This window comes from Pontibacter sp. BAB1700, from assembly GCF_000277005.1.
Taxonomy (GTDB): domain Bacteria; phylum Bacteroidota; class Bacteroidia; order Cytophagales; family Hymenobacteraceae; genus Pontibacter; species Pontibacter lucknowensis.
Genome location: NZ_AKIS01000191.1, coordinates 1 through 12,031, shown reverse-complemented (window position 1 = coordinate 12,031; position 12,031 = coordinate 1). Strand labels below are relative to the sequence as shown.

Here is a 12,031-nt window from a genome sequence, read left to right as displayed (position 1 = left end):
AGATAAAGTTTTGTTTCTAAAAAGAAATGATAATGAGCTTAAAGAATTAAATAACCTTACAATTGATAAAAATTTATTCGATGTTCTAGATTGGCCTACTCACAACGATACTTTTTTCAGACAAAAGCACATACTTTGGATGGTGCTAAATAGAAAGTTATCAAGTTTTGTTTTTTCTAAGAAACCCAATTTTAGTTTGGTAAACCCAAATTGGGGAATATATCCACCGATGAACCGGGAGGGCTATATTAATATGGGTATCAATTTTTTGTCGAAATATAAAGTAAATATCACCACTCGTCTTCATGGACATATTTTCTCTCTACTTCTAGGTATACCATCAATTTTTTTAGATAACTCCTACGGAAAAAATAGTAGGTTTTATAATACATGGCTAAAAGACGTTCCCCAATCTGTATTTGCTGAAAGTCAAGAAGAGGCTATAGAATTGGCTTTGGATCAAGTGAAAGTATTGTCATAAACTTATCGCATAGGATGTGTTATTTAAATTTAACGGTCAGATCTTAAAGAATCTTTTTCTAAAAGTTAGTGATTTCGGTATTAATTTATTGATAACAGCTCTACTTACACCCTATTTGCTAAGAGAGCTTGGAGCAGAAGGTTATAGTATGATTCCGTTAACTTTAGTCTTCATGGAGGCGGTAAGTATTGTGACTATGTCTTTGAAAGGATCAATAAATAGATATCTAACATTTTATATTCAAAAAGCCGACTTATTAAATAGTAAAAAAAGTATTTAATACAGCACTTTTTGGGTTAATAGCTATTGTTAGTGTATTATTATTACCTTTTGCATTCATATCTTATTTTCCGCAAACATTCATCAATATCCCAGGGAATTTTATAGCTGATACAAGATATTTAATATTTTTAACATATATAGGATTTAGCATCCAGATAATTGGCAGTGCATTCAGATCTATCTTATTTGTTTATAATAGAGTTGATCTTGACAGTATAATTGAAGTAGGATATAAAATTGCTAGGGTATTTTTTATACTTATCTTTTTTTATTTTGATAGTGCAACATTGAAATATGTAGGCTTAGCGTATATTTTGGCTTCAGTTTTTTCATTTATAATTAGTTTAGTCTATTGGAGAAGCTTCAAAAGTACTATAAATGTCGATATAAAAGATTTTGAATCTGGTAAGGCAAAAGAATTGTTTCAAATGGGGGGTTGGTTGTCCCTAGGTAGAATTGGAACCTTAATGCTCGTAAGCATGGATATTTACATCTTTAACCTTTTTTTCGACTTAGCTATTTCGGGATCTTTTGGTGCAATTACTCAATTATTAAATGTTCTCCGGGTTGGTGTTGGCTTAATTTCTGGAATTTTAATACCCGTCATAATTATACATTATTCTAAAGGTGAATTTGCTGAAATAGCTGATACAGTAAAAGCTTCAATTCTTTTAATCTTATATCCTATATCAGTTTTAGTAAGTGTATTGTTTATTTTTAGTCAAGAGATTCTCACTTTATGGTTGGGAATTCAATTTGCAGAGTACTCACTACTGCTCAAATTGCTAACTGTATCAGTTTTATTTAGTTTACCCGTCAATGTTTTATTCGCAATTTTCACCGCTTATAATAAAGTTAAAACCCCAGGAAAGCTTCAATTTTTGTTTGGCATAGCTCACTTACTACTTTCATTAATATTTATAAAGTTTACAAACCTTTCATTTTATAGTATTCCAATATCAGGCATTATTATCGCTTTTTGTAAAAATATAATAATTATACCGGTATATGCAAGTAAAATAATGGGGTTACCTGTTGCCGAGTTCCTTTTTCCTTTAGTAAAAGGGCTTTGCTTTTTTGTCACTTCAATCCTTGCTACATGGGTCATATCTAGCTTGTTTTCGATACAGTTGTTAAGTCATGTTATTATTTTAACAGCATGTCTCTTTATTGTACAAAGTTTGGTTGTTTACATTATCGATAGAAGCTTCTTTATCAGGTTAAAGTTTCTACTAAAATAATTATTAAGGTAATGGCAAAAATTGATATAGTAGTTCTCAGTTATAACAGAATTGAAGAACTAAAAATAAATTTACAAAAACTTAGTCAACTATCGTACGGCAATTATACTGTCATTGTAGTTGATAACTGCTCAACTGATGGTTCTGCTGAGTTTGTAAAATTAAATTATCCTCATTTTCAACTTATACAAATGTCCTATAATAGCGGGGTGTCTGTTGGAAGAAATGCAGGTTTTAAGCGAGCAACAGGTGATATTGTTATTTATCTAGACGATGACGCCTATCCTCCTTTAGATTTATGTGAAAAAACTATTGAGTTGTTTGATTTAAATCCCAACGCAGGATGTTTAGCCTATTTAATAGAAATAAAAAACACAGGAGTATATTCTAATGACTCCAAAACTCGTCTTATAAAAAATTATCATGGTGCTGGTCATGCCTTTAGACGATCTGCTTTAGTTGAAATCGATTACTTAGATGAGGATTTTTTCTTTGGTGGGGAAGAAATTGATTCTTCACTTCGAATGATGGAGAAAGGCTATGAAGTTATATTTGCTCCAGAGATAGTCATTGCTCACGATAGTAGAACACGAAAATTACCTATTTCAGAACAAAAAGTTCGAGCGATCAATTACATGAAAACATTTGGTATGTTTTATTGGAAGCACTTCCCAATTAAGCATGCAACATTGTTAACCTTCAAAATGTGCCTAAGTTTTTTTAGACATGGTGTGTTAAATCTTAATTCACCTTTACTTCCCTTACATGGAATGATAGCATTGTACAAGTGCAAATCTATCATATTAAATAAGAGGAAGATAGCCTCTAATCGTGTGATTGATTTTTATTATTAGATGCAAACTTTGACAAAAATCCTTGGCACTGTTTGCTGCATTATATTGTGTTTACACGTATCAATGTTAGCGCTAAACTTGGGGAATATATATTACGCTGTATTAATATTGTGTCTAGTGGTTTTGTTAGCATTAGTACTAATTCCACAATTGCGACTAAGATTAAGCGTAATTAGTTCGATGTTATATCTCGCGACTTTGATAAGTGTTCTATTAAATGATATCCCATTCTACTTTAAGCCTGAAGAAAGGTTATTAGCTTTTATTCTTGTAACGAGCTTGATAGGTCCATTAATTAAAAATCCATTGTTTTATCATTTTAGATGGTATCTCTACCGATATCTAAGCTTTTCATTAGTGTTACTAGTTGTTGTTTCTTTTTTAGGTATTGCTATAGGTATTCCCAATATGATTGGTAGAGGTGGTTATTCTGGGTTATTTAATCACTCTATGATGCTTGGGCCTATGGCAGCTTTAGCTATGCTTGTTACGTTGCGATGGTACTTCATCGCCGTTGATAGGAGACAAAAGTTAATCTTTATTATATTAACATTTTTTTGCTTCATTACTTGCGTTGCTACAGGCTCTAGATCTGCTTTGTTAGGTGGCATAGCTGGCTTATTATTCTTCTTATACAAAACTAATCAGGGAAATATGGTGAAATATGCCCGAGTTATAGTTACAATATTTGTATTCGGAATTTTGACTTTTCCTATTTGGGAACCCTATACAGGTCGTTTATCTGAAAAAATGGAATATACAGCTGACGAAGGATCGTTAACTGCGACAAGAGACCTGTTATGGAAAAGTAGAGTTGATGAATTTCTGACTTCACCACTATATGGTATTGGTTTTGCCTCTATCGATCCTATATTAACAACTCATGGATTCGATAAGGAGACTGGAACTATTGAGCCAGGTTCATCTTGGTTAGTTGCGTTATCCATGACCGGTCTACTTGGATTTGTAATTCTAATAATACTACTAGGCCTAAACCTGAGATTCATTATCTATAGTCATGATTCTCAGGCTTCTTTAGCATTGATAGGATCATTTCTTAGTTTTTTTATAGTGCACATGATGGCTGAGGGATATATATTCTCAGCTGGTTCTGGTTTATTCTTCCTATTTTGGTTAATGCTAGGTGTATGTGATGATTACAGATATACTAGTAAACTAATTACAAATTTGAACACACTATGACTCTTATTTTCTGGCAGAATATCCTATCTCCGCATCAGTTGCCTTATATAGCACAACTAAAATCAATAAGTGACGAAATCGAAGTAATACTAGTTATTCCTGAAGTGCTTTCAGAGAATCGCAGGAGTATGGGATGGGAAGCAGATATTCAAGAGAAGAAATTATTTAAAATAATTATTGCTCCGAATGAGCAGGAAATTGAATCCATCTTCACTGATAATCCAGATGGACATCATTTATTTTCTGGATTTAGGTTGTCACCTGTTATTTACAAAGGCTTCAAAGCTAGCTTAAAGTATGATGTTACTCGTTATTTGATTGTAGAGGGCCCATTCTTTTACAGTTATCCATATTGGGCACATCTAATTAAAACTTACATTTTAGATGAAGAAATATTTTAAGTACTTCAATAAAATTTTTGCAATTGGGCATCACGCACTTGATTGGTATAATAAGTTTTGTGTTTCGTCTTCTAAAATAGTTCCTTTCATATATTGTGTTGCTGAGAGACCAATTATTCTAATGACCTATGATTGTAGCCAACACGTAAAATTTTTATTTGCAGGGCAGCTTATTAAAAGAAAGGGTTTAGACTTACTTCTAAAGTCTATGGTTAGTTTACCAAATGATAACTATGAACTCAACATTATAGGAGATGGTAAAGAACGTCACTCATTAGAAAGCTTTGCATTACTCCATAACATTCGGTCTACTTTTCATGGAACAAAAAAGAATAAAGAGACAATAGCAGAAATGGAATCATGCGATGTTTTAATATTACCTTCAAGACATGATGGTTGGGGGGCTGTTATTAATGAAGCTTTAATGGCGGGGATGTTTGTTATTTGCAGCGAAAATTGTGGTGCTAAAGAATTAATTCATTCAGGCTTTAACGGTCTTGTTTTCTCGCATAATAAGAAAGGTGATTTAGAGCTTTCTATTCAATTCTGTGTCCGTAACATTGAGAAAATTCGAACAGAAAGATACAATCGACTAGAATGGAGTAAGAGTATTAATGGTAAATCAGTTGCAAAATACATGCTAGAAAGTTTAGTATCTGACAAAACAATAGCTGCACCTTGGAAAAGTCTATGAATATTACACATATTATTCCTTCTATCGACTTAAGTACAGGTGGTCCAGCTCAGAGCGTTTCTGAAGTTGCATATCATCAAGCTAAAATAGGGCATACGGTGACAATAGTCTGTAAACTATCAGATAATCCTTATTTTAAAATAAGTCCGCATCCGAATCTTAGATTATGCTATTTAGATCATAAAAATTTTAGACGAAGTCTTACTTAAGTATCTTGATGACGCCAATATTGATATTTTGCATGGTCATGGTATTTGGGACTTAACAATTCATTACATGGCTAAATGGGGGCGTAAACGAAAAGTCAGGTATATTATTTCTACCCGAGGCATGTTAGAACCATGGGCATTGAATTTTAAAAAGTGGAAGAAAAAAGTCGCTTACAATGTGTATCAAAAAAGGGATTTGCAATACGCATCGTGCGTGCATGCAACTGCATGTAAAGAAACAAGGAATATTGTCAACTTAGGTTTTAAAAATAATATAGCGACTATATCTAATGGTATAGATATTACTAGTTTTCCCATAAAAGAAACCAACATTGAGAAAGATAGCGGAAACTCCTTTTTCTTTCCCGAATTCATACTGTTAAAGGAATTGAAAATTTAATAAACGCTTGGTCTCTGGTATCGCCTAGCATTAGAAATAAATGGACTGTTGATATCGCTGGTAACGGAGACAGCAATTATGTGCAGCAACTTCAAAAGCTAATTGTAAATAAAAATTTACATGATGAAGTTTCAATTATAGGACCACTGTATGGTGAGGAAAAGATTAGTGCCTATCATGGTGCAGACTTATTTGTGCTTCCAACTTTTACTGAAAACTTTGGGATAGTGGTTGCTGAGGCTCTTGCCTGTGGTGTGCCTGTAATCACTACAAAGGGAGCTCCATGGGAAGATCTGCAAACTTATAATGCTGGATGGTGGGTAAACCAGGGTATAGCCCCCTTGGTTGAATGCTTAAAGGAAGCTCTTGTTCAAGATAACCTTTCTCTATTCAATATGGGTATTAATGGTAGAAAGCTAATAGAGGAAAAATATAGTATTCAAGCTGTTGCTAAGCAAACTATTGAACTATATCAATGGGTCTTAGGCAAAAGTGAAAAACCAAGTTTCATTTATGCAGATTGAAAAACAAAAAATTGATCTTTCACAATATCAAAATAAGCTGACCTGGAGAAACCAAGTAGCAAGGTTATTATGGTCCATTGTTTGGACCTTATTTGCTTATCCGTTACCTCGAAGCATCGGGAGCGGTTGGAAAAGATTTTTATTAAGATTATTTGGTGCAAAACTACATTCTACAGCTGTAGTTTACTCTAATGTACGCATATATATGCCTTGGAACTTGGTTATGAAAGAATATTCATGTCTAGCACCTGAGGTTGATTGTTATAATGTAGCCCCCATTATAATTGGTCGCCATTCCACCGTCTCTCAAAAATCATATTTATGTGCAGCTTCTCATGATATAACTCATCCTCAAACCCCTTTAATTACCGCCCCTATTACTATCGCAGATCAGGCATGGATTGGTGCGGATGTTTTTATAGGCATGGGTGTAACAATAGGCGAAGGAGCCGTAGTTGGAGCTAGAGCAGCGGTGTTTAAAGATGTACAGCCATGGACAGTAGTAGGTGGCAATCCAGCGAAATTTTTAAAAAATAGAGTTCTTAATGGTTAGTGCTTTAATACTTACTTACAATGAGGAGAAGATACTCGGCAAATGTCTCGAGGCTTTATCTTTCTCGAATGAAATAATAGTTTTTGATTCCTACAGCACTGATAGTACACTAGAAATTGCTGAAAATTATAAGGCTAAAATACATCAGCGCAGGTTTGACAACTATGCCAGCCAACGGAATGCTGCATTGGGTTCTGTATCTAAAGATGCAGAATGGATCTTGATGGTGGATGCTGATGAGATAGTGACTCCTGAACTTCAATCAGAAATCTTAAAAGCGGTTTCTATTCCTAATAACTCTGTAACAATGTATAGGGTGCGCCGCAAGGATATGTTCCAAGGTAAGTGGATCAAACAAAGCAGCGGCTATCCTACATGGTTTCCTCGTCTTTTTAAAAATGGTAAAGTTCTGGTCGAAAGGGAAATTAATGAGGAATATGTAACTCTTGGAGAAGAAGGTAAATTGTACGAGCATCTAATACATTATCCTTTCAATAAGGGCATTAGCTGGTGGTTTGATAAGCACAACCGTTATTCTCAAATGGAAGCCATGAAGTTGAAAGATGAGTTAAAGGGCGAAGTAACTCTTCAAGGGTTATTTTCTTTAGATCCTGTTTTAAGGAGGAAGACCCAAAAAAGATTAATTTATAAATTACCACATAGGTCATGGCTCATTTTCTTTGGTCTTTATGTTATCCGTGGTGGCTTTTTTAAATGGTCGTGCTGGCTATACTTTTTGTAAACTTCGAAAAACATACGAATGGATGATTGAATTGAAAATGAAAGAACTCAATCAATCCCATTAGCTTTTATGAAAATTTCAGTAATAACTGCCACCTACAATAGTGAAGCCAATGTAGCCACAGCTATGGAGTCACTTACTTCACAGACTTATCCTCAGATAGAAACTGTTGTGATTGATGGGGGCTCAACAGACAATACAATATCTGTTGTTAAGCAAAATTTTAAAAAAAATTTAAAAATAATTTCAGAAAGAGACAGGGGCATTTATGATGCACTAAACAAGGGAATTAATAACGCCAGCGGGCATATTATCGGTTTTGTGCACTCTGATGATCTTCTAGCCTCATCAACTATCCTATCAGATATTGCTAAGATTTTTGACGAAGAAAATATTGATGGTGTTTACGGGGATTTGCAGTATGTAGATAAAGAAGATACTTCCAAAATAATTAGGTATTGGAAAAGTCAGCCGTTCGCTTCAGATTTATTGGGCAAAGGCTGGATGCCTGCGCACCCAACGCTGTTCTTACGGAAGGAAGTGTATGAAAAACATGGTCTTTTCAATTTAGACTATAGAATAGCAGCAGACTATGATTTTATGCTCCGCATTTTTCAAGACACCACACTTAAGTTTAAATACCTGCCTAAAGTGATCACTAAGATGCGAGTAGGAGGGGCAAGTAATCGAAGTTTGAAAAACATTAAGCTTAAATCAGCTGAAGACTTTAGAGCCCTGAAGTCTAATGGTATTAAGAATCCCTATTTAGCCCTAGCGTGGAAGAACCTGAGTAAATTAGAGCAATTCTTTGTCAAACATTAATTTTAACGCTAGTTTCTGGTACTCTATCAATTATAAAGTAATATTCTTATATTTGCGACATTAGTTTAAAACCGTGCAATTTTACTGCATAGTACATATGCTAGCAATAAGGAAATACTTTCACTCAAGATAAAGCCTGGCTGAATACTATTGCTGTATTTTGACTGGTCTCTACTATATGCTACAAACTTTTACGTTCTTCATTACAGCATTTCTGATTACCTATTTTGCTGTTCCTTATGTCATTAAATTTGCTGCTATACGTAAGCTTTTCGATGAAACGAATGAACGTAAGATACACCTCAATACCATACCTGCCTTGGGTGGGGTAGCTATATTTGCCGGTATCTTCTTTTCAGTCCTTTTCTGGGCAGATGGCTTTAATTTCAGCTTGCTCCGCTGGATCGTTCTTTCGCTTGTCATCGTATTCTTGCTGGGCCTCAAAGACGATTTAGTTGCTATTGACCCACTTAAAAAGCTTGTTGGGCTTTTGGTGGCCTCTGGACTTGTGGTGGTGTATGGCGACGTGCGCATCGAGAGCTTTCACGGCCTGCTTGGTGTTGGTACATTACCTTATTTGGCTAGCATAGCATTTACTCTTTTTGTTTTTATCGTGGTTATCAATGCTGTTAACTTAATTGATGGCATCAATGGTCTGGCAGGAGGGATTGGTAGTATTGCGGCCATTGCATTTGGTGCATTGTTTTTTTTAAATGAGCACATGAGTGCTGCCGCCTTTGCTTTTGCTACGGCGGGCTCTTTACTGGCCTTTCTGTGCTACAATTTTGCTACAGCCAGAATATTTATGGGCGATGGGGGTGCACTCATTTTAGGCCTTATTTTAGCAATTCTATGCACCAAGTTCTTGAACTCAAACATTACCATCGGTTTATTTTCAGATCAGCCACTGCCGACACCATTGCTTTCGCTGTCAATTCTGATTATCCCACTCGTAGATACGCTCAGAGTGTTTACCATACGTTTGGCTGATAAGCGTTCCCCTTTCAGTCCCGACAGAAACCATTTGCACCACCAACTGCTTGACTTGGGTATGAGTCACCGTCGGGCCGCTGTTATTTTATACGCAGCCAACATCTACTTTATTATTCTGACGCTGGTCTCTGTTTCTTTAGGACTTCATACGGTTCTTTTTCTGATCATATTGACAGCCTTCATTTTCAGCCAGATTCCATCTCTACTGCTTCGTCGGAAAAATACGGATGTTGATGTGCCAGCTCAAAGACAGGCGGCTTAACCCCTCTCAACTTCATGTTAGAAAACGCGAAAATCTACATTGCTGGCCACCGGGGCATGGTGGGCTCTGCCATCCTGCGCCAACTTGAGGCCAGCGGCCACACCAACATCCTTACCCGTACCTCCTCCGAACTGGACCTGCGCAACCAGCAGGCCATGCAGGATTTTTTCGAGACTGAAAAGCCGGACTATGTTTTCCTGGCCGCCGCCAAAGTAGGGGGGATACACGCCAACAACACCTTCCGCGCCGAGTTCCTCTACGACAACCTGATGATCGAGGCCAACATCATCCATGCCGCGCACCTGTCGGGCGTGAAGAAGCTGATGTTCCTGGGCTCCTCCTGTATTTACCCCAAAATGGCCCGCAGCCACTTAAAGAGGAGTACCTGCTCACCGGTCCGCTGGAGCCGACGAACGAGCCTTATGCCATTGCCAAGATCGCCGGCATCAAGCTCTGCGAATCCTACCGCGACCAGTATGGCAGCAATTTCATCAGCGTGATGCCGACCAACCTCTACGGCTACAACGACAACTACGACCTGCAGAACTCGCACGTGCTGCCGGCCCTGATCCGAAAATTTCACGAAGCGAAGGAGGCGTGTGCTTCAGCTGTGACTGTATGGGGAACAGGTAGCCCACGCCGGGAATTTCTGTTTGCCGATGATCTGGCGGAAGCTTGTGTATACCTGATGAAGCACTATGACGGGCGTGAATTGGTAAACATTGGTTCAGGAGAAGATATAGCCATTAAGGATTTGGCCCTACTCGTGAAAGAAATTGTTGGCTTTGAGGGGGAGATTATCTTCGATACATCAAAGCCAGACGGCACGCCGCGTAAGCTAATGGATGTATCAAAACTACATAGCTTAGGGTTCCGGCATAAAATCGACTTACGAGCAGGTATAGCACTGGCTTATGCCGACTTTAAAACTAAGCTGGTAACAGCTTAAATAAAATTTTTAAAATTAACTGATTTGAAAACCGCATTAATCACAGGCGTAACCGGACAGGACGGCGCATACTTAGCTGAATTACTGCTTAGCAAAGGATATAAAGTACACGGTGTGAAGCGCCGCAGCTCGATGTTCAACACAGAGCGCATCGACCACCTCTACCAGGACCCGCACGAGAAGAACATCAACTTCAAGCTGCACTACGGCGACCTGACCGACTCGACCAACCTGATCCGCATCATTCAGGAGACGCAGCCGGACGAGATCTACAACCTGGCCGCCATGAGCCACGTGAAGGTGAGCTTCGACACGCCGGAGTACACTGCCAACGCCGACGGACTGGGCACGCTCCGCATCCTGGAGGCCATCCGCATCCTGGGGCTGACCAAGAAGACGAAGGTATACCAGGCTTCCACTTCGGAACTGTACGGTCTGGTGCAGGCCGTGCCGCAGACAGAGACCACGCCGTTCTACCCGCGCTCTCCTTACGCGGTGGCCAAGCTTTATGCTTACTGGATCACGGTGAACTACCGCGAGGCTTACGGCATGTTCGCCTGCAACGGCATCCTCTTCAACCACGAATCGCCATTGAGAGGCGAGACGTTCGTGACGCGCAAGATCACGCGTGCTGCCGCTCGTATTGCAATGGGTCTGCAGGATGGCCTGTACCTGGGTAACCTGGACGCCAAGCGTGACTGGGGCCATGCCAAGGACTACGTGGAGGCCATGTGGCGCATTCTGCAGCAGGATGAGCCGGAGGACTTCGTGATCGCCACCGGCGTGACTACTACGGTGCGCGACTTTGTAAGAATGGCTTTTGCGAGGTGGGCATCGAGATCGAGTTCAAGGGCGAAGGCGTGGACGAGAAAGGCTACGTGGCCGCCTGCAACAATCCGGAGTACCAGATCGAGATCGGCAAAGAGGTAGTTTGTGTAGATCCGAACTACTTCCGTCCGACGGAGGTGGAACTGTTGATCGGCGATGCGACCAAGTCGAAGGAGAAGCTGGGCTGGACGCCGAAGTACGACCTTCCTGCGCTGGTGAAGGACATGATGCAGAACGACATCGAGCTCTTCAAGCGCGACACTTACCTGATGGAAGGTGGTCACCGCATCCTCAACTACCACGAATAATCGCTTGTACCCCTAACAAGGTATAGCTTAAAAATAAAACGGCAGCTTCACTTTGGTGGGGCTGCCGTTTTATTTTTTCCCTGCTATACCTTCCAGATCTAATCCAAAGTTTACCTGTACTTCATTGCTTTCAAAGCTTACCTGTATGACTGGAGCATTTTGTTTACATAAGCATCTATCGCCAGATTTTGACGGAACGACAGGTATAGGTATAGGTATAGGTATAGGTATAGGTATAGGTATAGGTATAGGTATAGGTATAGGTATAGGTATAGGTATAGGTAT

12 protein-coding genes and 2 pseudogenes are annotated in these 12,031 nt (G+C 38.7%); all 14 read left to right on the top strand.

Translation table 11 applies throughout. The annotated features are described in order from the left end of the window. Positions 1–481: polysaccharide pyruvyl transferase family protein (locus O71_RS18980; protein WP_007660204.1), on the top strand; the 481-nt coding region annotated here is incomplete at its 5' end. Between the two features lie 569 nt (positions 482–1,050). Continuing rightward, entirely contained in the window at positions 1,051–2,004 is a 954-nt protein-coding gene (locus O71_RS18970; protein ID WP_040574812.1) for a hypothetical protein, read from the top strand. 11 nt (positions 2,005–2,015) lie between these two features. Beyond that, on the top strand, positions 2,016–2,858 hold the full coding sequence (locus tag O71_RS18965; protein WP_007660203.1) for a glycosyltransferase family 2 protein: 843 nt from the start codon (positions 2,016–2,018) through the stop codon (positions 2,856–2,858). 198 nt (positions 2,859–3,056) lie between these two features. After that, a complete protein-coding gene (locus O71_RS18960) occupies positions 3,057–4,061 on the top strand; it encodes an O-antigen ligase (RefSeq protein WP_192811710.1) in 1,005 nt (334 codons plus the stop codon). Continuing rightward, positions 4,058–4,462, top strand: coding sequence for a hypothetical protein (locus O71_RS18955; protein WP_007660199.1), 405 nt, complete (start codon positions 4,058–4,060; stop codon positions 4,460–4,462). Before O71_RS18960 ends, O71_RS18955 begins: the two co-directional genes overlap by 4 nt. Further along, positions 4,446–5,156 (top strand): glycosyltransferase, encoded by a 711-nt coding sequence (locus tag O71_RS22160; RefSeq protein ID WP_007660198.1) that lies wholly within the window; start codon positions 4,446–4,448, stop codon positions 5,154–5,156. Before O71_RS18955 ends, O71_RS22160 begins: the two co-directional genes overlap by 17 nt. Before the next feature lie 177 nt (positions 5,157–5,333). Beyond that, complete coding sequence (locus O71_RS22155; protein ID WP_081490542.1) at positions 5,334–5,765, top strand: glycosyltransferase; 432 nt, start codon at positions 5,334–5,336, stop codon at positions 5,763–5,765. Beyond that, positions 5,735–6,289 carry a glycosyltransferase gene (locus tag O71_RS22150; RefSeq protein ID WP_081490541.1) on the top strand — a complete coding sequence of 185 codons (555 nt, stop codon included), beginning with the start codon at positions 5,735–5,737 and terminating at the stop codon, positions 6,287–6,289. Before O71_RS22155 ends, O71_RS22150 begins: the two co-directional genes overlap by 31 nt. Next, positions 6,258–6,842: a putative colanic acid biosynthesis acetyltransferase gene (locus O71_RS18940; protein WP_202800246.1), complete on the top strand. Its 585-nt coding sequence runs from the start codon at positions 6,258–6,260 to the stop codon at positions 6,840–6,842. The genes O71_RS22150 and O71_RS18940 overlap by 32 nt, the downstream gene beginning before the upstream one ends. Beyond that, positions 6,835–7,584, top strand: coding sequence for a glycosyltransferase family 2 protein (locus tag O71_RS18935; protein WP_007660196.1), 750 nt, complete (start codon positions 6,835–6,837; stop codon positions 7,582–7,584). The genes O71_RS18940 and O71_RS18935 overlap by 8 nt, the downstream gene beginning before the upstream one ends. Before the next feature lie 69 nt (positions 7,585–7,653). Continuing rightward, positions 7,654–8,406 carry a glycosyltransferase family 2 protein gene (locus O71_RS18930; protein WP_007660195.1) on the top strand — a complete coding sequence of 251 codons (753 nt, stop codon included), beginning with the start codon at positions 7,654–7,656 and terminating at the stop codon, positions 8,404–8,406. 160 nt (positions 8,407–8,566) lie between these two features. Then, entirely contained in the window at positions 8,567–9,661 is a 1,095-nt protein-coding gene (locus O71_RS18925) for a glycosyltransferase family 4 protein (RefSeq protein ID WP_007660194.1), read from the top strand. Positions 9,662–9,675: 14 nt separating this feature from the next. Then, positions 9,676–10,610 (top strand): annotated as a pseudogene (locus O71_RS18920) (GDP-L-fucose synthase family protein). Positions 10,611–10,634: 24 nt separating this feature from the next. Beyond that, positions 10,635–11,746: pseudogene (gmd, locus tag O71_RS18915) on the top strand (GDP-mannose 4,6-dehydratase). Positions 11,747–12,031 lie beyond the last annotated feature (285 nt).

Excerpts from the sequence above, each read along its gene's own strand:
- O71_RS22160 (WP_007660198.1), top strand. The coding sequence starts at position 4,446 with ATGAAGAAATATTTTAAGTACTTCAATAAAATTTTTGCAATTGGGCAT.
- O71_RS18935 (WP_007660196.1), top strand. The coding sequence starts at position 6,835 with ATGGTTAGTGCTTTAATACTTACTTACAATGAGGAGAAGATACTCGGC.
- O71_RS18930 (WP_007660195.1), top strand. The coding sequence starts at position 7,654 with ATGAAAATTTCAGTAATAACTGCCACCTACAATAGTGAAGCCAATGTA.
- O71_RS18965 (WP_007660203.1), top strand. The coding sequence starts at position 2,016 with ATGGCAAAAATTGATATAGTAGTTCTCAGTTATAACAGAATTGAAGAA.
- O71_RS18955 (WP_007660199.1), top strand. The coding sequence starts at position 4,058 with ATGACTCTTATTTTCTGGCAGAATATCCTATCTCCGCATCAGTTGCCT.